Raw genomic sequence first — 20,869 nt, forward strand, 5'->3', positions numbered from 1 at the left:
GAGGAGTACCGCATCAACGGTCGCCTCTACATGGTCAAGGTGACCCCGCCGCATGGCGTACCCTACTACCTCGTCGACGAAAAGGGCGATGGCGTAATGGTGCGTTGGCAACAGGCTACGCCATCGCTGTCGGTGCCAATGTGGGTTATCCGCTCCTGGTAAGCCCCCGCGTGCAGCTTAGCTGATGTCGGTTTTCACCCCTGTCACTGCCGAGTCCCTGTCCGACTGGCTCGGTGGCTATGCCATTGGCCGGCTGGTGGAACACCAGGGCATCAGTGCCGGTGTCCAGAACACCAACTTCTTCGTCACGACCACCCTCGGGCGTTATGTGCTGACGCTGTTCGAGTCGATCCCGCGCGCCGAGCTACCCTATTACCTTTACCTTATGGCCCATCTCGCGCATCACGGCCTGCCGGTGCCGGCACCGGTCGCCGATCGCAACAACGAGTATCTGGGCACGCTGAGCGACAAACCCGCGGCACTGGTCGCGCGGCTTTCCGGGCGCTCGGTGATGGAGCCGACCGCACAGCATTGCGCCAAGGTCGGTGCGATGCTTGCCGGGCTTCACCTCGCGGGCCAGTCGTACGGGCGCCGCCAGGAGAATCCACGCGGCGCACACTGGAGAACCCGCACCGCCGCCCGCGTACGTCCCCACCTCGACGCCTCCGGGCGCGAACTGCTCGACGCGGAACTCGCCTTTCAGGCCCAACAGCGCTACGACGCCCTGCCCCGCGGCGCGATTCACGCCGATCTCTTTCGCGACAACGTGCTCTGGGATGGCGACTACATCGGCGGCGTCATCGACTTCTACTTTGCCGGAAATGACGCGCTGCTGTTCGATGTCGCGGTGACTGCAAACGACTGGTGCACTGAACCCGACGGCAGCTTCGACCCCGATCGCAGCCAGGCTCTGCTCGCCGCCTATCATGCCGAGCGCCCCTTCACCCGCGCAGAGCTCGACGCCTGGCAGCCAATGCTGCGAGCCGCCGCGCTTCGCTTCTGGCTGTCACGCGCGGAAGACTTTCACTTGCCCAAGCCAGGCGAAATGGTGCTGGTCAAGAATCCGGACGAATACCAGGACATTCTTCGTCTTCGCATCGCGCACGGCTGCCCGATGCCACCAGGCAGTTGAACACTTCGCCTCCGCCCTACTCCAACTCCGAACCCATTCGACACACTCATTCGATGCAAGCACGACAATTCCCCATGCAGCGCGGCCTGGAATGGCTGCGGGAAGGCGTAGGTCTGTGGCGCCGCAACCCGGCACTGCTGACCTTCGCCTCCTTCGGCTATCTGCTGATACTCCTCATCCTCAGTTCGGTGCCACTCATCGGCCAGGCGGCAGCGTCGCTGATCATGCCGGTGTTGTCACTCGGCGTGCTCAATACCTGCCGCACCATCGACGAGGGGCGCAAAGGCGGACCGGATCTCCTCTTCTCGGGCTTCAAGACCAACCTCGGTTCGCTCGTGGCCATCGGCGGCATCTACCTGATCGCCAGCCTGCTCGTGATCCTGATCACCTCGCTGGTTGACGGCGGCGCACTGATGAGTGTGCTGCGCAGCGCCACCATGGCCGAAGAAGGCACACCACCGCCGAATCTCACCTTCTCGTTGCTCACCGCACTGACGTTGTCCACCCCGGTGATCATGGCTTACTGGTTCGCGCCGGTGCTTGCCGGCTGGTGGCAGCAACCGGCCGCCAAGGCCATGTTCTTCAGCTTTTATGCCTGCCTGCGCAACTGGCGGCCGTTCGTCGCCTACGCAGTGACCATGCTGATCATGATCGGTGTGCTGCCCAGCCTCCTCATTGCCTTTGTCGGCACCATCGTGCCGCCGCTGTCGACGCTACTGGTGCTGGTGCTGCCACTGTTCCTGGTGCCGGTGGTTTTTGCCAGTTTCTACATCAACGCCCGAGACGTCTTCGGCCCGACCGCAGTTGATGAGCGCATTGGCGACTGAGCTCGCTCCGCTCGGCCTGCTTGGCGGCACCTTCGATCCGGTGCACTTCGGCCATCTTCGGCTCGCCGAGGAGGCACGGGAGGCGCTCGGCCTTTCCGAAATCGCGCTGATTCCCGCTGGCGACCCGCCACACAGGAGTACGCCGCTCTCGTCGGCAGAACACCGGCTCGCCCTCGTCCGTCACGCCGTCTCCGGCAACCCGGCGCTGTCGGTGGACGACGGTGAGGTACTTGCGGGGGGCAAGAGCTACACTGTGGTGACGCTCGAGCGATTGCGCGCAAAGCACGGGCGTCGGCCGCTGGTACTCATTCTTGGTGCCGATGCCTTCAACGGCTTGCACCGCTGGCATCGTTGGACCGAATTGTTCGAACTGGCGCACATTGCAGTCGCCAATCGCCCCGGCACAGCGCCTCACGGCAGGCGCTGGCCCGAGGTGCTCGACGAAACACTGGCCGCCGCCTGCGAAGGTCGAATCCAACGCGACCCGCGCTGTCTCCCCGACAGCGCGGCCGGCAAGGTCGTGCCGTTCGACATGACGCCGCTCGCCATTTCCGCATCGCTCATCCGCGATCTCATCCGCTCCGGCCACAGCGCACGCTACCTGTTGCCGGATTCCGTTCTCGACTATATTGGCTCGAAGGGGCTTTACCGCTGACCCAATGGACATTCGCAAACTAGAGAAAATCGTCGTCTCCGCACTGGAAGACATCAAGGGCGAAGAAATCGAGGTGATCAACACCTCCAAGCTCACACCACTGTTCGACCGCGTCGTGCTCGCCAGCGCCGACTCCAATCGCCAGACCCGCGCGCTTGCACGCAACGTCGCGGAGAAGGTCAAGGAGGCCGGCGGCGAAGTGCTGAGCGTCGAAGGCGAGGAAACCGGTGAATGGGTCCTCGTCGATCTCGGCGACATCGTCGTTCACGTCATGCAACCGGCAGTTCGGGCTCACTACCGCCTGGAAGAGCTCTGGACGAACACGCCAGCGTCTCGTAGCGGCGCGCGCACCGGCACCACTGGCCGCTGACCGGGCGCGCCGATGAAACTGCTCGTGGTGGCGGTCGGCACCCGTATGCCCGGTTGGGTGACCGACGGCTTCGACGAGTACGCCAAGCGGATGCCACGCGAGCTGCCTCTGCAACTCGTGGAGGTCAAGGCCGAGCCGCGCAGCGGCGGCAAACCGGTTGACGCGATGAAAACACTGGAAGCCTCGCGTGTCCGCGCAGCGCTGCCCGACCGATGTCGCCGGGTCGTTCTGGACGAGCACGGCAAGGATCTCACCACGGCCGAACTGGCACGACGCCTGACCGGTTGGCAGCAGGACAGCCTGGACGTGGCCCTGATCATCGGCGGCCCCGACGGCCTGGCAGACGACCTCAAGCGCGATGCGGACGAGAAGATCCGCCTGTCCAGCCTCACGCTGCCTCACGCAATGGTGCGCCCGCTGCTCGCGGAAGCGATTTATCGTGCATGGACGGTCACGCGCAATCACCCTTATCATCGCGAGTAGTCTTCCAAGGAATCCTAAATGGTCAACCGGATCTATCTTGCCTCGCGAAGCCCGCGGCGCCGTGAGCTGCTGCGTCAGATCGGCGTCCGCTTCGAGTTGCTCGTGTTTCGCGGCGGTGAGCGCGGAGAGGACGCGGATGTGGACGAAACGCCCTTCCCGGATGAATCGGTGGAACGCTACGTCGAGCGCATCGCCCTGTCCAAGGCCGAGGCCGGATTCCGTCGCCTGAGATGGCGCCACCTCCCTAACCTCCCGGTGCTGGCGGCCGACACCACGCTGGAGCTGAACGGCCAGATCATCGGCAAGCCCGAATCGGCCGCTGACGCACAGGCTATCCTGGAGCGCCTTTCCGGTCGCGAGCACCGTGTGCTCACTGCCATTGCAATGAGCGATGGCGAACGTACCCGCAGCGCTCTCAGCATCAGCCAGGTGCGCTTTCGGAAGCTGGAGACCGGCGAGATCCGCAGCTACGTCGCCACCGGCGAGCCGATGGACAAGGCCGGTGCCTACGGCATCCAGGGGCGGGCCGCGGTGTTCATCGAGGACATCCACGGCAGCTACAGCGGTATCATGGGTCTGCCGCTGTTCGAAACCGCACAGCTACTGGATACCTTCGGCTATCCTGTGCTGAAGTAGGCACACCACGTGCCTGCCGCTCCGGGCACGGGGCGGCAGGCACGCGATGGAGCATGCGCAATGGCTGACCACCGGACTGCCATTGCGCATTTTCCATTGAAGAGGGGCGTTCTCCAGGCCCCGCCAACAACATGAGCATCGACTTTCTGATCAACTGCACCCCGCAGGAAACCCGGGTTGCACTGGTCGAGCAAGGCGTCGTGCAGGAATTGCACGTCGAACGCACGGCCAACCGCGGTATCGTCGGCAACATCTATCTCGGCCGTGTGGTCCGTGTACTGCCCGGCATGCAGTCGGCTTTCATCGACATCGGCCTGGACCGCACCGCCTTTCTGCATGTCGCCGACATCTGGACCGAACGCGGCAACGGTGAAGCCGGGCGCCCGATCGAGCGCATTCTGAGCGAAGGCCAGAACCTCACCGTGCAGGTGCTCAAAGACCCTCTCGGCACAAAGGGCGCGCGCTTGTCTACGCAGATCAGCATCGCCGGACGACTGCTGGTCTATCTGCCACAGGAAAAACACATTGGCATTTCCCAGCGCATCGAAGACGAGGCCGAGCGGGAGTCTCTGCGCGAACGCCTCGGCCATCTCGTGCCGGAAGACGAGAACGGCGGTTTCATCGTGCGCACCATGGCGGAGACCGCTTCGGATGACGAACTCGCGTCCGACATCGCCTATCTGCGCAAGCTTTGGCGCGAGATTCAGCAGCGCGCCACAGGCCGCACGCCACCAAGCCTGCTGCACGAAGACCTGGATCTGGGTCAGCGCGTGCTGCGCGACCTGGTGACCGACGACACGAGCCGAATCCTGGTCGACTCACGCGAGAACTTCCAGAAGCTCACCGCGTTCTCGGCCGAATACAGCCCCAAGGTGCTGCCGCTCATCTCGCACTACGCCGGCGAGCGTCCGCTCTTCGACATGCACAACATCGAGGAGGAGATCCAGCGCGCGCTCGCTCGCCGGGTGGATCTGAAGTCGGGCGGTTATCTCATCATCGACCAGACCGAGGCGATGACCACCATCGACGTCAATACCGGCGGCTTCGTCGGCGCTCGCAACTTCGACGACACCATCTTCAAGACCAACCTCGAGGCCACCCAGGCCATCGCCCGCCAGCTGCGTTTGCGCAATCTTGGCGGCATCATCATCGTCGACTTCATCGACATGGAAAACACCGAGCACCGCGAGATGGTGCTGACCGAGTTCCGCAAGGCCTTGTCGCGCGACCACACGCGGATGAGCGTGAACGGCTTTACCGCGCTCGGACTGGTCGAGATGACCCGCAAGCGCACCCGTGAATCGCTCGCCCACCTGCTGTGCGAGCCCTGCCCGACCTGCGAGGGGCGCGGCGAAGTCAAGACCTCACGCACCGTGTGCTACGAGATATTGCGCGAGCTCCTGCGCGAGGCGCGCCAGTTCAACGCCCGCGAGTTTCGCGTGCTGGCTTCGCCCGACGTCGTCGACCTCTTTCTCGACGAGGAGTCGCAGGCGCTGGCAATGCTCTCCGACTTCATCGACAAGAAGATCTCGCTCCACCCGGAGGCAAGCTACACTCAGGAACAGTTCGACATCGTGCTGCTCTGAATCAACATCGAACGCAAGGTCACGCGAGCATGCCACCGCTCGAACCCAGCCGGGAGCGCTACCCGAACCCAATCGCCCGCTACGCAGCGGCAACCCGCCCCGCTTTTCTGTCGGTTACGCTGGTCGCCTGCCTGGTCGGCATCGCAAGTGCCCATGCAGGCGGCGCGGCGCTGAACCTGTTGCACGCGCTGCTCATGATCCTGGTCGCGCTGCTGGTTCACGCCGCAGGAAACGTGATCAACGACTACTTCGATCACGCCAACGGCGCCGACGCGGCCAACACCGGTCGGCTGTTTCCGTTCACGGGTGGTAGCCGCTTCATCCAGAACGGCGTGATCCCCGCTAGTCACATGGGTTTGTTCGCGCTCGGCCTCCTCGTCCTGGCGTTTCCCTTCGGGCTCTGGCTCGCGGCGTCGCAACCCGGTGTGCTGTTGATCGGCCTCGGCGGCGTGCTGCTGGCGTGGGCTTATTCCGCACCACCCTTCAAGCTGGTGTCGCGCGGTCTCGGCGAGGCAGTCATTGTCGCGTGCTGGCTCCTGGTGGTCATCGCGGCAGACCATGTTCAGCGTGGTGAATTCGCGTGGACGCCAGTCGCAGCCGGACTGTCGTATGCGCTGCTGGTCGCAAACGTGCTGTTCATCAACCAGTTCCCGGACCACGAAGGCGACGCCGCTGCCGGCAAACGCACGCTGGTCGTCAGCCTGGGGCCAGAGAGCGCGAAATGGGGCTATTTCGTGATCGCACTCGTCGCCCATGGCTGGCTCGTGGTTCAGATTGAGCGCAACGCCTTGCCCCAGGTCAGCGGGCTGGCGCTACTGACACTGATCATGTCGCTCACCGCAGCGCGTGAACTGAGAGACCATGCCAGCAAACCCACCGAGCTCGCCCGCGCGATCAAGCTCACAATCGGCGCTGCGCTCTTGCATGGCCTGTTGCTGGCCGCCACCATGGCATTCAACTGGCGCGCCTGACGCGCCGCTAAACGGAACCACCACGATGATCGGTCGCATCACTGGCACCCTGCTGGAAAAAAATCCGCCTCAAATCATCGTCGAAGCCAACGGCTTGGGCTATGAGATCGACGTACCGATGAGCACCTTCTACGGCCTGCCTGCCACCGGGCAGCAGGTCAGGCTCTACACGCACTTTGCGGTGCGCGAGGACGGCCACTTTCTCTACGGCTTTGCCACCGAGGACGAACGCGGCGCCTTCCGCCAGTTGCTCAAGGTGTCCGGCATAGGCGCGCGCACCGCGCTGGCGGTGCTCTCCGGCCTGTCGGTGGCCGATCTCGCCAGCGCGGTCACCCTGCAGGAAGCCGGGCGCCTGGTGAAAATTCCCGGCATCGGCAAGAAAACCGCCGAGCGCCTGCTGCTGGAGCTGCGCGACAAGCTCGGCAAGGCCCTGCCCAACCTGCCAGCGGCGGTCGCCATCGCCGGCGGCAGCGCCAGCGACGCCCGCAGCGACATTCTCAACGCCCTGCTCGCACTCGGCTACAACGAACGCGAAGCCCTCGGTGCGATGAAGACCTTGCCGGAGGATGTCGCGGTATCCGAAGGGATTCGCCTCGCCTTGCGACAACTGTCGAAGGTTTGAAGACAGTCTGACGTTTGCTTGACGGAATCCATTTCTGCGCTAGACTGAACATGCACAGCACATGCACAGGATTACGATTATGGCTACCGCAACTGAACGCATCCCGGTATTGGTCACACCCCAGGAGAAAGCGCGCATCGCGATGATGGCGCGTGAGGCCAATCTGTCCATGGGTGAATACCTGCGCCGTGCCGCCGCGTCTTTCAGCCCTTCCGAAGACGAAAGACTGCTGCTTGGCATGATCGACCAGATGACTGCCACCACCGCGAGCGCCAGCAAGGCCATCGACAAGGCCCTGGCTTTCGTCGCCGAGTCCGAGGCCCGCATCGAGGCGCAGGAACGCGAAGCGAGATCGAGCTGATGGGCGTCACCGAGAAGATGTGGGATGCAATCACCACGGTGATCCGCATGAACGACAAGATCGAGCGCATGGCGGACACCATGGTCAACCAGCAACGCAAGATCGAGCAACTCAACGAGCGCGTGATCCGGCTCGAAACCGCGCTCGAAATCGCGCTTTCGCAGGGCGGCAAAGTCCAACGGCGCATCACGCGGACAGACTGAAGCTTTCGGCTCATCCGAGGTGGTACTCTCCCCTTTCGCGGCTTACGCCGCTCCCACACGTGACGGACGCACACCGCGTGCGGCGGGAACCACTGCCTGTGGGAGCGGCGTGAGCCGCGAAAAAAGATCACGAACGCCACACATCCGCCTCTCGCAGACATATTGGGCGAAAATTACGCAATGGCTATCGAAACCGACAAGCTCCAGGCACCGCGCCTGATCTCCCCGCAGACCACCGACCGTCAGGAGGACGCGGTCGAGCGTGCGCTGCGCCCCAAGCGCCTCGCGGAGTATGTTGGCCAAGCCAAGGCGCGGGAGCAATTGGAGATCTTCATCGAGGCGGCGCGCAAGCGCAAAGAGGCGCTGGACCACGTCTTGCTGTTCGGCCCCCCGGGCCTCGGCAAGACAACGCTCGCCCATATCATCGCTGCCGAGATGGGCGTCAATATGCGCCAGACTTCCGGCCCGGTGCTGGAGCGCGCTGGCGACCTGGCGGCATTGCTGACCAACCTCGAGCCGCACGACGTGCTCTTCATCGACGAAATCCACCGTCTTTCACCGGTGGTCGAGGAGATCCTTTACCCCGCGCTGGAAGACTTCCAGATCGACATCATGATCGGCGAGGGTCCTGCGGCTCGATCGGTGAAACTCGACCTTCCCCCCTTCACTCTGGTCGGCGCGACGACCCGGGCGGGCATGCTGACCAACCCGCTGCGCGATCGTTTCGGTATCGTGTCGCGGCTTGAGTTCTACAGCCCGGACGAGCTCGCCTTTATCGTCTCGCGCTCCTCTCGCCTGCTCGACGTCGAGATAGACGACGCCGGTGCCTTCGAGATCGCACGCCGCGCCCGCGGCACACCGCGCATCGCCAACCGTTTGTTGCGCCGGGTGCGGGACTACGCCGAGGTCAAGGCCGGCGGCAGGATCACCGCCGACGTCGCCGATGCGGCGCTGTCGATGCTCGATGTCGACAAGCTCGGCCTGGACGTCATGGACCGCAAGCTGCTGGGCGCGATGCTCGAGAAGTTTGGCGGCGGACCGGTGGGTCTCGACAACCTCGCTGCGGCCATCGGCGAGGCGTCCGACACTATCGAGGACGTGCTCGAGCCGTATCTAATCCAGCAGGGCTATCTACAGCGCACCCCGCGCGGCCGGATGGCCACCGCATCGATCTGGCAGCACTTCGGCCTCGCCCGGCCCGGAAGCGACAACGACCTGTTCCCCGGCGGCTGATACCCCACGGTGCGTACCTTTCTCGCCTTCGTCATCGTGCTGTGTCTGATTGGCGGGTTGTATCTGCTGCAGGGCCCGGACTTCTACTGGCCTGACCGGCGCGACCCGTCTCATGCGGCTTATCTCAGCGGGACCGCCTCGCGGCTGCTCGGCGTTGCCCTGCTGCTGATTGCCGGCCTCGGGGTGATGGCGGCACGCCAGGCTTCACGCGGAACCGGCCGAGCCGCGCCACGCGGCTGGCAAATCCGTTTCTTTGTGCTGACCATGCTCGCGCTCGGGCTCATCGCCATTGCCTTCCAGATGAGCGATTACGGCCCCAACCCGGAGTCGCGCCAACACCTCGAAACGCCGCGCTGACACACCCCGATTTAGTTCAGTTCGAGGGCCAGCCCCTTGAGGTATTCGCCCTCCGGAACTGCGAGCCCAATCGGGTGATCAGCCGCGGCCGACAGGCGATGGATGATGCGCGCGTCCACACCTGCGTCCGACGCCGCACCGGCAACGATCTTCTGGAATAACTCCTGGCCAATGCCGCCGGAACACGAGTAGGTCATCAGAATGCCGCCGGGCGCCAGCAAGCGGAAACCAAACAGGTTGATGTCCTTGTAGGCGCGGGCCGCACGCTGGGCATGGGCTGCGGACGGGGCGAACTTGGGCGGGTCAAGAACGATGAGGTCGAACTGGCGGCCCTCGGCCTTGAAGGCGCGCAGGGCCTCGAATACGTCGGCCTGCATCCACTCGGCGCGCGACGCGTCCAGGCCCGGATTGAGCTCCAGGTTACGGCGCGCCGACGTCAGCGCCGGCCCGGAGGAATCGACCGAGAGCACGCTCGCTGCGCCCCCTGCCAATGCCTGTAGCGAGAAGCCGCCGGTGTAGCAGAAGCAGTTGAGCACCCGTCGGTCACGCGCGAGCAGGCCGGTGAGTTTGCGGTTGTCGCGCTGATCGAGGTAAAAGCCGGTCTTGTGGCCAGCCACCACGTCCACCCCGAGTACCACGCCGTTCTCCTCGATGGTGAGCTCACCGTCCGGCAACTCGCCATAGACGCAAGCACTTGCCGGCTCCAGACCTTCGAGCCCGCGCACTTCTGAGTCCGAGCGCTCATAGACCGCCTTGCAGTCAGTCGCCTTGACCAGCGCAGCGACGATGGCGTCGCGCCACTTGTCGGCACCCGCGCTGGTGAGCTGGATCACGACGACCTCGCCGAAGCGGTCGGCAATGAGGCCCGGCAGACCGTCCGATTCGCCATGGATCAGGCGCACACCGGCCTGCCCGGCAAGCAGCGGGTGCCGTGAGCGCCGCGCCACACACTCGGCCACCTTTCGTTTGAAGAAGGCGTGATCGACCGACTGCGCCTCATCGAAAGTCCCCACCCGGGCACGGATCTGCGAAGCGGGAGACCAGGCTCCCCGCGCGAGCCACCGGCCGTCGGCACTGTGGATGTCGACCGTGTCGCCGGGTCGCGCGCGCCCTTCCAGGCGGTCAACCGAGCCGGCGAAAACCCACGGATGCCGGCGCATCAGCGAGCGCTCCTTGCCGGCGTTCAGAATCAGTTTGGACATAGAGTGAGTGTTCTGAGGCAGCTCAGCGCTTGCGCGCCCTGGGGTGGGCCGCGTCATAGACGCGGGCGAGATGCTGAAAGTCGAGATGGGTATAGACCTGGGTGCTGCGGATGCTCGCGTGGCCCAGCAACTCCTGCACCGCCCGCAGATCTCCGCTGGACTGAAGCACATGGCTTGCGAAGCTGTGACGCAGCATGTGCGGATGGACATGCTGGCCGACACCATGGCGCAGCGTCCAGCGTGTCAGCCGCGCGCCGATCGCGCCCCGGCTCATGCGCCGCCCGTTTCGTGTGACGAACAGAGCGACCTCGTCCCCACAAGCCCATGCGTCACGCTGATCGAGCCACACACGCAAAGCCGCAAGTGCGGGCGCGCCGACCGGCACGGTGCGCGTCTTGCCGCGCTTGCCCGTGACCGTCAGCGTTTCATCGGCCGGGTCGACGCTGCCGATGACATCGAGCGAGGCAAGCTCGGAGACGCGCAGGCCGGCAGAATACATGAGCTCGAACATCGCCTTGTCGCGCAGCTCAAGTCCGTCTTCAGCCTCGGCTTCGAGCATCGCGCAGGTCTGCTCCGGCGTGAGGGTACGCGGCAATGTTCTCGGCGCACGCGGGGCACGAACCCCATCTACCGGGTTGGCTTGCGCGAGCCCCTGGCGGATCAGCCAGCGGTACAAACCACGCCACGCGGAGAGGACGCGTGCGATCGATCGGCCACTCAAGCCGCCTGCGTGGAGACGGGCGGCAAAACGTCGGATATCGTGACGCTCGAGAACGGCAGGCGCGCGACCATTGGCCAACTCGCTCAGACGCAGCAGGTCTCGGCGATAACTCTCGAGGGTCAGCGGAGCGAGCCGGCGCTGGCTGCCCAGATACGCCAGCCAGTTCTCGCAAATCTCGGGCAGCGCGCTCGGCCCCACGTCCTGCATCGGCGACTCACCCCAACTGGCGGCGCAGCGCCGACGCGACAAGGTCGCCGATGCGGTTCAGATAGAGCGTGCCCATTTCCGGATAGAAGCGGTCTTCCTCCTCGCTGGCAAGGACGAGGAGACCGAAAACCTGGGCCTCGCGACGCAAGGGCACCATCGCCACCGAGCGGATGTGGGGGGCTGTCTCGCCCATCCACTGCAGCACCTCGAGGTTGCTCGGAGCACCGCAATAAGGCTGACGCAGGTCGCCGGCGAAAAAGCGTACCGCTTCACTGACCTCGGCAAAGTCTTCGTCGTCACGCGTCAATACGCTGTTCCAGATACGCCAGGCCACATGCGGCACCCGGAAGTCGTCGCGCAGGCTTTCCACCAGCGCATGCCGCACATCTGCATAGCCATCGGCCTCGAGCAGACCGAGACACAGGCGATGAACTTTCTCGCCGATCTCGTCATTCTCCTCGCCGAAACTGATCAATTGGGCGAGCTTGATCTCCAGCGCACGAATCTTGTCCCGCAGTGCATGCAACTGCCGTTCCGCCAGCGTGATGGCCTGACCGCCATGCGGGTGCGGTACCGTGATCTCGGCGAAGATCTCGCCGTGGGCGCTGAGGAAATCGGGATGCTCCCGCAGATAACGCGCGACATCTTCTGCATTCATTTCTCAAGGACTCCTTGTGGTGCGATCGTGAACTCGCCCTCGAATACGGTTTCGGCCGGACCGGTCATGCGTACCGGCGTGCCGGCGCCCTCCCACGCGATCTGCAGCTCCCCGCCACGGGTTTCGACCGTAACCGGGCTCTTGAGCAGGCCGCGCAGCATACCCGCCACCACAGCGGCACAGGCGCCGGTACCACAGGCGAGTGTCTCACCCGCACCACGTTCGAACACGCGCAGGCGTATTCTGTGCGCATCGACGACTTCCATGAAGCCGGCATTGACCCGCGCCGGGAAACGTTCATGGCATTCGATCAGTGGTCCGGTTTCGCCCACCGCGGCGGACGCCACCGAGGCCACGACCTGCACCGCATGCGGATTGCCCATGGATACCGCGGTAATCGCGATGCGATCGCCGTTGGCCAGTTCCAATGGCTGCACCACATCATCCGAGTCTGAGACGAACGGAATCCGGGCCGACGAGAGCACCGGCACGCCCATATCCACGGTGACCAGGCCATCATCCTCCAGGCGCGGGGCAATCACCCCGGCTGCGGTATTGACGCGGATCTCGCGTTTGTCGGTCAGACCTTTGTCATGCACGAATCGCACAAAGCAGCGGGCGCCATTACCGCACTGCTCCACCTCGCCGCCATCGGAATTGAAGATGCGGTAGCGGAAATCCACACCCGGCACATCCGGCGGCTCGACCACGAGCAACTGGTCGCAGCCGACGCCAAAATGACGGTCAGCGATACGACGCACCACAGCCGGAGTCAGATCGACGGACTGACTGATGGCATCGACCACAACGAAATCGTTGCCCAGGCCGTGCATCTTGGTGAAACGGAGGCGCATGATCGGTGAAATCCTTGATTAACCCGCCGATTCTCCCTCAGGCACCCGAGCGCGTCCAGTCAGTAGCGACGAGGCTCGCCCGGCGGACGCGTCTTGAAGCGGCGGTGCACCCAATAGTATTGGTCAGGCATGGTGCGGACTATGGTCTCGATCTCACGGTTCATTCGCGCCGTGTCGGCCTCGATGTCGCCACTGGGGTAGTCCGTCCAGGCCTTGCCAAGTTCGAGCAGGTACCCACCTTGCGGCAGCATGCGGGTCGCACAGTTCACGACTGCGGCGCCGGACACCTTCGCAAGTCGCGGCAAGCCGGTGATCGTCCACGCCTGCACGCCAAAGAAGGGCGCGAAGATCGCATCGCGGGTGCGGAAGTTCATGTCCGGCAGGTAGTAGAACGGTCTTCCCGCCTTGAGCGCCTTGACGGTGGGCCGCACACCCTCATCTCGCGCAAGCAGCAGCTGATCGCCGAAGCGGCTGCGGCCATGGTGAATCCAGCGGTCGAAGACCGGGTCTTTCTGGCGCGCGTAGATACTGACGATGTCGAAGCGCATCGTGATCGCGACTCCTCCGGCATCCAGCCCGACGAAGTGAGGTGCCAGCAGAATGACCGGCCTGCCTTCGGCACGGAGCGCTTCGACATGCTCCAACCCTTCGACCCGGATGAAGCGCTCAAGCCGCTCCCGGGAACCCCACCAGAGCACGCCCCGATCGATGAAGCTTCGACCCAAAAGGCGAAAGTGCGCCTTCACCAGCCGGGTGCGCTCAGCCTCGTCCAGCTCAGGGAAGCACAGCCTGATGTTGGTCGAAGCGACATGGCGCCGGGCGCCGGCAAAGACGTAAAGCAACACGCCGAGGCCGCTGCCGACTCTCGCCAGTGCACCAAAGGGCAGCCAGTGCAACAGCCACAGCAGACCGACCAGCAGCTGGCTCATTCGGCCTCGGCGCCCGGTTCCGGCACGCCGGAAGGACGCTTGTAACGCTTGTACCCCCACAGATACTGTTCGGGACACCGCATGATGAGTTGCTCGATCTCGCGATTGACCGCGACACAGCGCGCCTCCAGGTCACCTTCGATCGGTGCGACGGGTTCGCTCAGGTGCAGCGCATAACCCCGGCCTCTCGGCAGGCGCTCGGCCCAGATCATGATCACCCGCACGCCCTTGACCTCTGACAGACGCGCGGCGAGGGTCATGGTCCACGCCGGCTTGCCGAAGAACGGCGCCCACACGCCCTCGCCCTGCTTGGGCGCCTGATCCGGCAGCATGCCGACCATCTCGCCGCTGCGCAGCGCCTTGACCAGTCGACGTACCCCGGAAACATCGGCGGGTGCGACCTGCACATTGCCACGGGCGCGCCCGGCCTCCATGATCGGTGCGAGCGACGCCTTGCGCGGCGGACGGAACAATACGGTGATCGGACCATGGGTCGAGCAATACTGGGCACACATCTCGAAGCAACCCAGATGCGGCGTCAACAGCAGCACGCTCGCCCCGTCCTGCCGTGCCTGCGCGAGCAACTCACCGCCCTCGACCTGCACGATTCGCGACAAGACCTCTTCCTGTGGTCGCAGCCAGACCCAGGGCAGCTCCAGCATCTGACGGCCGGTTTCCTCGGCGACACGCAACAGCTGCTGCCGCGACGGCTCGTGACCCAGAGCCCGTCCGAGGTTGCGACGCACCTCGTCGCGAAAGGCGGCCGACAAGAGCCAGAACACGCGACCGACCCAACCGCCGATGAGGTGCAGCATGGACAGTGGCAGGCGGGACAGGAGACGGAACAATTTTGCTAGGTTCAAGATTTCCGGGGGCGAAATCAACGGGTTTGTTGGACGCGTTCGCACTTGGTGTGCGGCGATATTCGCGGCGTAAGCCGCAAACCGGGCCGGCAGAGCACGCAACACATCGAGGGGACGGGCGACCAACCAACTCCAGACTTTGCCATTTCCTTGTTTAGACTTATAATTATGACTTACCCGCCGAGTTAACACGACAACTTGCAGGGCGGTAGCGGACTCGGTTCGCTGGAAATACTGCTAAAGCGTCGCCGCTCGACGAAATCCCCGGAGCCGGCAACGCCGGATGCTACCGGGGATTTGCGTTTTTGGAGCATGCATGATGAGCAAGGAATACCTCTTCACGTCGGAATCGGTCTCGGAAGGCCATCCCGACAAAGTCGCCGACCAGGTTTCAGACGGCATTCTCGACGCGATCCTCGCAGAAGACCCTAAGGCGCGCGTCGCCTGCGAAACCATGGTTTCGACCGGCCTCGTCGTGATCTCTGGCGAGATCACCACCACCGCCCACCCAAACTACAAGGAAATCGCGCAGGATGTCATCCGCCGCATCGGCTATGACGACTCCAGCACCGGCTTCGACTACAAGTCGTGCGCGATCCTCACCGCGATCAACCGTCAGTCGCCGGATATCGCCCAGGGCGTGAACGAAGGCGAAGGCCTCGACCTCGACCAGGGCGCGGGCGACCAGGGTCTGATGTTCGGTTACGCATGCAATGAGACGCCTGCGCTGATGCCGCTGCCGATCTACTATGCGCACCGCATCATGCAGCGCCAGGCGGAGCTGCGCAAGGACGGCCGCCTGCCGTGGCTGCGCCCGGACGCCAAGAGCCAGCTCACCGTGCGCCATGTGGGCGGCAAGCCGGTGGCCATCGACACAGTCGTCGTTTCGACCCAGCACAGCCCTGAAGTCTCCCACGCCCAGATCTCGGAGGCGGTCATCGAGGAGATCATCAAGCCGGTACTGCCCAAGGAGCTGATGCAGGGCGAGGTCCGCTACCTGATCAACCCGACCGGACGCTTCGTCGTCGGCGGCCCGCACGGCGACTGCGGCCTGACCGGTCGCAAGATCATCGTCGACACCTACGGCGGCGCAGCCCACCACGGCGGCGGCGCGTTCTCCGGCAAGGATCCGTCCAAGGTCGACCGTTCGGCTGCCTACGCATGCCGCTACGTCGCCAAGAACGTCGTCGCCGCCGGCCTGGCCGAGCGCTGCGAAGTGCAGGTTGCCTATGCAATCGGCGTCGCCAACCCGGTCAGCCTGATGGTCGACACCTTCGGCACCGGTCGCATTCCGGAAGAGCGTATCGAAGAGCTCGTCCGCGCCCACTTCGACCTGCGTCCCAAGGCGATCATCCAGACCCTCGACCTGCTGCGTCCGATCTACTCCAAGACTGCGGCCTACGGCCACTTCGGCCGCGACGAACCGGAGTTCACCTGGGAAGCCACCGACAAGGCAGCCGCACTTCGGGCCGACGCGGGGCTGTAAGCTCCGGTTGGCCGGGAGCGGTGCGTTTCGCTGCGCTCAACACACCCGATGCATCCGTGTCGCATAGGGTGTGTTGAGCCGAAGGTGAAACACATCGGCGCACCTATCCCGCGTCGAGCAACACAAACACAGGAACGGCGTTGTAGACTGCGCATTTTTGCGCTGCCGCAATCATGCTTACCCACGCCGTCTTCTTTCTCATTGGCCTGACCCTGCTCGTCATGGGGGCCGAGGCGCTCGTACGCGGCGCGTCCCGGCTGGCGCTGTCGATGGGCATCTCGCCGCTCGTCGTGGGGCTGACGATCGTGGCCTTTGGCACCAGCACGCCGGAGCTGGCGGTATCGGTGGGCGCTTCGCTCGACGGACGTCCGGACCTTGCAGTCGGCAACGTGATCGGGAGCAACATCGCCAACGTGCTGCTGATTCTCGGTATTGCCGCGCTGATCGCGCCCCTGGTCGTGCATGAGCAGATCATCCGCCAGGAAATTCCGATCATGCTCGGAGCCTCGGTGCTGGTGGTCGTGATGGCACTTGACGGACGCATCACCCGCGTCGAATCGGCGCTGCTGTTCGCACTGGTGATCGGCTACACCTTCTACCTGATCCGGCAGTCCCGGCGCGCCTCCCGCGAGACGGAAGCCGAATACAACGCCGAGATGCCGCCAGACAGCGAATGGGATCGCCACTGGAGCGTTCAGGCCGCGCTCATCGTGATCGGACTCGTTGCGCTGGTGCTGGGCTCGCACTGGCTCGTCGGCGCCGCGGTGGTGTTCGCCCAGGCCTTCGGCGTCAGCGAGCTGGTGATCGGCTTGACCGTGGTTGCGGTCGGCACCTCGATGCCGGAGATCGCCACCTCGATCGTCGCCGCCCTTCGCGGCGAGCGCGACATCGCGGTCGGCAACGTGATCGGCAGCAACGTGTTCAACATTTTTTCAGTACTCGGCTTGACCGGTCTGGTCTCAGCCGGCGGAATACCGATCCCGGAGGCAGCGCGCAATTTCGACCTGTGGGTGATGCTTGCGGTAGCGTTTGCATGCCTGCCCATCATGCTCACCGGGCGTGAAATCGCACGCTGGGAGGGCGCGGTCTTCGTCTGTTACTACGCTGCATACACCGCCTACCTGGTCCTCGCCGCGCAGCATCATGCCTCCCTGCCCATGTTCTCCAACATCATGCTCGGCTATGTGATGCCTCTCACGGTCGTCACCCTCATCATCAGCATCATGCGCCACAACGGCCGGAATTCCGCATCGGGGTGATTTTCCGGTTTCGAGTGCTTCGTATATAATTCAATTCTTTCCGAGGAGCGCTGCAAGGCGTCGAGCTGGAGTTCGTCTCCGCCCGCCCCCAGGCTCGGAAATCAGACAACAGGGGTCAGGACCTGACCCCACAAACGGCGCTCACCTGACCAACCCTGCCGGGTTTGGGACAACGGGTGAGCATGCTGCAAGACCCCTTCCCCGCCCGGCCACAAGCATTGGAGCATTCAATGAACGCTGTGGCTGATTCCAAGGATTTCGTGGTCGCCGACCTGTCGCTGGCCGACTGGGGCCGCAAGGAAATCCGCATTGCCGAAACCGAAATGCCTGGCCTGATGGCAATCCGTGAGGAGTATGCCGCAAGCCAGCCCCTCAAAGGCGCGCGCATCACCGGTTCGCTGCACATGACCATCCAGACTGCGGTGCTGATCGAGACGCTGACCGCACTCGGCGCAGAAGTACGCTGGGCGTCGTGCAACATTTTCTCGACCCAGGACCATGCCGCGGCCGCAATCGCGGCCGACGGCATTCCGGTATTCGCGGTCAAGGGCGAATCGCTTAAGGACTACTGGGACTACACCCATCGCATCTTCGAATGGTCCGACGGCGGCTACTCGAACATGATCCTCGATGATGGCGGCGACGCCACCCTGCTGCTGCATCTGGGCGCCCGCGCCGAGAAAGACATCTCGGTGCTCGCCAAGCCCGGTTCCGAAGAGGAAACTGTGCTGTTCGCGGCGATTCGCGCCAAGCTCGCGATCGACCCGACCTGGTACTCGACCCGTCTCGCACAGATCAAGGGCGTGACCGAGGAAACCACCACCGGCGTGCATCGCCTGTATCAGATGCATGCGCGCGGCGAGCTCAAGTTCCCTGCAATCAACGTCAACGATTCCGTTACCAAGAGCAAGTTCGACAACCTCTACGGCTGCCGCGAATCGCTGGTCGACGGCATCAAGCGTGCGACCGACGTGATGGTGGCCGGCAAGATCGCGGTGGTGTGCGGTTACGGCGACGTCGGCAAGGGCTCGGCGCAGGCGCTGCGCGCCCTGTCGGCCCAGGTGTGGGTCACCGAAATCGACCCGATCTGCGCACTGCAGGCGGCAATGGAAGGCTATCGCGTCGTGACCATGGAGTACGCCGCCGACAAGGCCGACATCTTCGTCACCGCCACCGGCAACTACCATGTGATCACCCATGACCACATGGCGAAGATGAAGGACCAGGCCATCGTCTGCAACATCGGTCACTTCGACAACGAGATCGACGTCGCCGGCATCGAGGGCTACGAGTGGGAAGAGATCAAACCCCAGGTCGATCACGTGATTTTCCCAGATGGCAAGCGGATCATCCTGCTCGCCAAGGGTCGTCTGGTGAACCTCGGCTGCGCAACCGGCCACCCAAGCTACGTGATGAGTTCGTCCTTTGCCAACCAGACGATCGCCCAGATCGAGCTGTTCAAGCACACTGAAAAGTATCCGGTCGGTGTCTACACCCTGCCCAAGCATCTGGACGAGAAGGTCGCACGCCTGCAGCTCAGAAAGCTCGCGGTCGAACTGACCGAGCTTACCGATGAACAAGCAGCGTATATCGGTGTCCCGAAAGAGGGACCGTACAAGACCGACCAGTACCGCTACTGAGCAAACCCGGTTTCGCGGGCACGCGTTCGTGCCCGCGAAACCGGGCGCCGGCGGAAAAGGAGACCGAACGCATGAGCAATATCACGATTCGCCACACTCGCGAGGCAGACATCGCGGAGCTGGTCGCATTGCAGAAGAAATCCTATCCGCCGGAGATGCCGCCCTGGTCACCGGTCAAGTTCGAACACCAGCTCGAGACCTTTCCGCTCGGCCAGATCATCGCTGAGCGCGAAGGGCGAATCGTCGGCTGCGCGAGCTCGCTCGTCGTGATGTGGGACGACTGGTGCGACCAGCATACCTGGAAGGAAATCACCGCCGCCGGCACCTTCCGCAACCATAACCCCGATGGCAAGACACTCTACGGGGCCGAGGTCTTCGTGGACCCTGAGGTTCGCGGCGAGGGCCTCGGGCATGCGCTTTACGAGGGCCGGCGCAGGCTGTGCAGAGCGATGAATCTCAAGCGCATCATCGCCTGCGGGCGTCTGCCCGGTTATCACAAACATGCCGCCGAGATGAGCGCCGAAGACTACGCCAAGCGCGTGGTGTGGGGCGACTTTCGCGATCCGGTGCTCGGGTTCCAGTTGCACGAGGGTTTCCACTACTGCGGCGTGATCGAGGATTACCTGCCTGAAGACCGCGAATCCGGCGGCAACGCGTCACTCATCGTCTGGCTCAATCCGCGCTACGACGCGAGCCGGGCCACCTTGATTCCCGAGGAGGACATTCTATGATCGTGAGAATTGCCGCCGTCCAGTATCTGCTGCGTCAGATCCACGACTGGTCAGGATTCGAGAATCAGGTCCGCTTCGTCATGCAGGCCGCAGGCGACTACCGGCCACACTTCGTCCTCCTGCCGGAGATCTTCACCACCCAGCTACTGTCGTTCATGGACACGCGGGAGCTACCGGCCGCAGTGCGCAACATGCACGACTACACCGCGCGCTACGTCGAGCTGATGCGCGAGCTCGCACAGTACTGGCGAGTCTTCCTGATCGGTGGCAGCCACCCCACGCTACGCGACGGCCAGCTCTACAACACCGCGTATCTGTTCACGCCCGAAGGCGAGGTACACGAACAGGACAAGATTCACCGCACCCGCTGGGAGCGAGAAATGTGGGACACCGCCGCGGGCGACCAGCTCCATCTGTTCGACACGCCCTACGGCAAGATCGCGATCCTGATCTGCTACGACATCGAGTTTCCCGAACTCTCGCGCATGGTGTGCGAGGCCGGTGCCGACATTCTCTTCGTACCGTCGTGCACCGACGACCGCCAGGGTTTTCTGCGGGTGCGCTACTGTTGCCATGCCCGCGCGATCGAGAATCAGGTCTACGTGGCAATGACCAGCACCGTCGGAAACCTGCCGGTCGAGGGGCTGGGAGTACATTACGGGCAGGCAAGCATCATCACACCGTCCGACTTTCCGTTCTCGCGCGACGGCATCGCCGCAGAAGGCACGCCCAACGTCGAGCAGATCGTCATTGCCGACGTCAATATCGACAACCTCACCCAGAACCGGGTCAACGGCACGACGATCCCGCTGTACGACAAGCGACACGACGTGTACGACAACGAAGTGCAGGTCATTCCGATCAGATGAAGCACGTCCCCCTC

The 20,869-nt window shown here is 63.8% G+C and carries 25 protein-coding genes and 1 riboswitch; of the genes, 19 read left to right on the forward strand and 6 right to left on the reverse strand.

Features of this window, described 5'->3' with window-relative positions; genetic code table 11:
• The 14 genes from GPA21_RS03005 to GPA21_RS03070 form a co-directional block, all read left to right on the forward strand.
• The coding region (locus tag GPA21_RS03005) for a DUF2782 domain-containing protein (protein ID WP_168986734.1) at positions 1-162 on the forward strand (162 nt) is incomplete at its 5' end.
• 22 nt (positions 163-184) lie between these two features.
• Positions 185-1,132, forward strand: a complete 948-nt coding sequence (locus GPA21_RS03010; RefSeq protein ID WP_168986735.1) for a homoserine kinase — start codon at positions 185-187, stop codon at positions 1,130-1,132.
• Between the two features lie 53 nt (positions 1,133-1,185).
• Entirely contained in the window at positions 1,186-1,959 is a 774-nt protein-coding gene (locus GPA21_RS03015; RefSeq protein ID WP_211163399.1) for a BPSS1780 family membrane protein, read from the forward strand.
• On the forward strand, positions 1,940-2,614 hold the full coding sequence (gene nadD, locus GPA21_RS03020) for a nicotinate-nucleotide adenylyltransferase (RefSeq protein WP_168986736.1): 675 nt from the start codon (positions 1,940-1,942) through the stop codon (positions 2,612-2,614). The genes GPA21_RS03015 and nadD overlap by 20 nt, the downstream gene beginning before the upstream one ends.
• 4 nt (positions 2,615-2,618) lie before the next feature.
• Positions 2,619-2,984: a ribosome silencing factor gene (gene rsfS / locus GPA21_RS03025; RefSeq protein ID WP_168986737.1), complete on the forward strand. Its 366-nt coding sequence runs from the start codon at positions 2,619-2,621 to the stop codon at positions 2,982-2,984.
• 12 nt (positions 2,985-2,996) lie between these two features.
• Positions 2,997-3,467, forward strand: coding sequence for a 23S rRNA (pseudouridine(1915)-N(3))-methyltransferase RlmH (gene rlmH / locus GPA21_RS03030; RefSeq protein WP_168986738.1), 471 nt, complete (start codon positions 2,997-2,999; stop codon positions 3,465-3,467).
• An 18-nt stretch (positions 3,468-3,485) separates the two neighbouring features.
• The gene (locus GPA21_RS03035) at positions 3,486-4,103 is read left to right on the forward strand and encodes a Maf family protein (protein ID WP_168986739.1); all 618 of its coding nucleotides are present in this window, start codon (positions 3,486-3,488) and stop codon (positions 4,101-4,103) included.
• A 131-nt stretch (positions 4,104-4,234) separates the two neighbouring features.
• Complete coding sequence (gene rng / locus GPA21_RS03040; protein WP_168986740.1) at positions 4,235-5,689, forward strand: ribonuclease G; 1,455 nt, start codon at positions 4,235-4,237, stop codon at positions 5,687-5,689.
• Between the two features lie 29 nt (positions 5,690-5,718).
• Positions 5,719-6,660 carry a prenyltransferase gene (locus GPA21_RS03045; protein WP_168986741.1) on the forward strand — a complete coding sequence of 314 codons (942 nt, stop codon included), beginning with the start codon at positions 5,719-5,721 and terminating at the stop codon, positions 6,658-6,660.
• A 25-nt stretch (positions 6,661-6,685) separates the two neighbouring features.
• Entirely contained in the window at positions 6,686-7,282 is a 597-nt protein-coding gene (gene ruvA, locus GPA21_RS03050; protein WP_168986742.1) for a Holliday junction branch migration protein RuvA, read from the forward strand.
• A gap of 79 nt (positions 7,283-7,361) precedes the next feature.
• On the forward strand, positions 7,362-7,643 hold the full coding sequence (locus tag GPA21_RS03055) for a plasmid mobilization protein (RefSeq protein ID WP_168986743.1): 282 nt from the start codon (positions 7,362-7,364) through the stop codon (positions 7,641-7,643).
• Positions 7,643-7,846 (forward strand): hypothetical protein, encoded by a 204-nt coding sequence (locus GPA21_RS03060; protein WP_168986744.1) that lies wholly within the window; start codon positions 7,643-7,645, stop codon positions 7,844-7,846. Before GPA21_RS03055 ends, GPA21_RS03060 begins: the two co-directional genes overlap by 1 nt.
• A 180-nt stretch (positions 7,847-8,026) precedes the next feature.
• Positions 8,027-9,079 carry a Holliday junction branch migration DNA helicase RuvB gene (gene ruvB / locus GPA21_RS03065; protein WP_168986745.1) on the forward strand — a complete coding sequence of 351 codons (1,053 nt, stop codon included), beginning with the start codon at positions 8,027-8,029 and terminating at the stop codon, positions 9,077-9,079.
• A gap of 9 nt (positions 9,080-9,088) precedes the next feature.
• A complete protein-coding gene (locus GPA21_RS03070; protein WP_168986746.1) occupies positions 9,089-9,436 on the forward strand; it encodes a hypothetical protein in 348 nt (115 codons plus the stop codon).
• An 11-nt stretch (positions 9,437-9,447) separates the two neighbouring features.
• Here the strand turns inward: GPA21_RS03070 and GPA21_RS03075 are convergent, their stop codons facing one another.
• From GPA21_RS03075 to GPA21_RS03100, 6 genes are read right to left on the reverse strand one after another with little or no spacing between them, the layout of a single operon-like run.
• On the reverse strand, positions 9,448-10,638 hold the full coding sequence (locus GPA21_RS03075) for a class I SAM-dependent rRNA methyltransferase (RefSeq protein ID WP_168986747.1): 1,191 nt from the start codon (positions 10,636-10,638) through the stop codon (positions 9,448-9,450).
• 22 nt (positions 10,639-10,660) lie between these two features.
• Entirely contained in the window at positions 10,661-11,566 is a 906-nt protein-coding gene (locus GPA21_RS03080; RefSeq protein ID WP_168986748.1) for a tyrosine recombinase XerC, read from the reverse strand.
• 7 nt (positions 11,567-11,573) lie between these two features.
• Positions 11,574-12,224, reverse strand: a complete 651-nt coding sequence (locus GPA21_RS03085) for a DUF484 family protein (protein ID WP_168986749.1) — start codon at positions 12,222-12,224, stop codon at positions 11,574-11,576.
• Positions 12,221-13,078, reverse strand: coding sequence for a diaminopimelate epimerase (gene dapF / locus GPA21_RS03090; RefSeq protein WP_168986750.1), 858 nt, complete (start codon positions 13,076-13,078; stop codon positions 12,221-12,223). The genes GPA21_RS03085 and dapF overlap by 4 nt, the downstream gene beginning before the upstream one ends.
• A 59-nt stretch (positions 13,079-13,137) precedes the next feature.
• Positions 13,138-14,007, reverse strand: coding sequence for a lysophospholipid acyltransferase family protein (locus GPA21_RS03095; protein WP_168986751.1), 870 nt, complete (start codon positions 14,005-14,007; stop codon positions 13,138-13,140).
• Positions 14,004-14,870: a lysophospholipid acyltransferase family protein gene (locus GPA21_RS03100; protein WP_281355901.1), complete on the reverse strand. Its 867-nt coding sequence runs from the start codon at positions 14,868-14,870 to the stop codon at positions 14,004-14,006. The genes GPA21_RS03095 and GPA21_RS03100 overlap by 4 nt, the downstream gene beginning before the upstream one ends.
• Positions 14,871-15,189: 319 nt before the next feature.
• Between GPA21_RS03100 and metK the strand changes: the two genes are divergently transcribed.
• The 5 genes from metK to GPA21_RS03125 all read left to right on the forward strand — a co-directional run bounded on the left by metK (position 15,190) and on the right by GPA21_RS03125 (position 20,855).
• The gene (gene metK / locus GPA21_RS03105) at positions 15,190-16,356 is read left to right on the forward strand and encodes a methionine adenosyltransferase (protein WP_168986785.1); all 1,167 of its coding nucleotides are present in this window, start codon (positions 15,190-15,192) and stop codon (positions 16,354-16,356) included.
• A 173-nt stretch (positions 16,357-16,529) separates the two neighbouring features.
• Entirely contained in the window at positions 16,530-17,615 is a 1,086-nt protein-coding gene (locus GPA21_RS03110) for a calcium/sodium antiporter (RefSeq protein ID WP_168986752.1), read from the forward strand.
• A gap of 36 nt (positions 17,616-17,651) precedes the next feature.
• Positions 17,652-17,765: riboswitch (S-adenosyl-L-homocysteine riboswitch) on the forward strand.
• A gap of 80 nt (positions 17,766-17,845) precedes the next feature.
• Positions 17,846-19,255, forward strand: a complete 1,410-nt coding sequence (gene ahcY, locus GPA21_RS03115; RefSeq protein WP_168986753.1) for an adenosylhomocysteinase — start codon at positions 17,846-17,848, stop codon at positions 19,253-19,255.
• Between the two features lie 71 nt (positions 19,256-19,326).
• Entirely contained in the window at positions 19,327-19,986 is a 660-nt protein-coding gene (locus tag GPA21_RS03120; protein ID WP_168986754.1) for a GNAT family N-acetyltransferase, read from the forward strand.
• Positions 19,983-20,855 (forward strand): carbon-nitrogen hydrolase family protein, encoded by an 873-nt coding sequence (locus GPA21_RS03125; RefSeq protein ID WP_168986755.1) that lies wholly within the window; start codon positions 19,983-19,985, stop codon positions 20,853-20,855. The genes GPA21_RS03120 and GPA21_RS03125 overlap by 4 nt, the downstream gene beginning before the upstream one ends.
• Positions 20,856-20,869 lie beyond the last annotated feature (14 nt).

Origin of the sequence: Azoarcus taiwanensis (assembly GCF_012910885.1) — a bacterium.
Taxonomy (GTDB): Bacteria; Pseudomonadota; Gammaproteobacteria; order Burkholderiales; family Rhodocyclaceae; genus Azoarcus_F; species Azoarcus_F taiwanensis.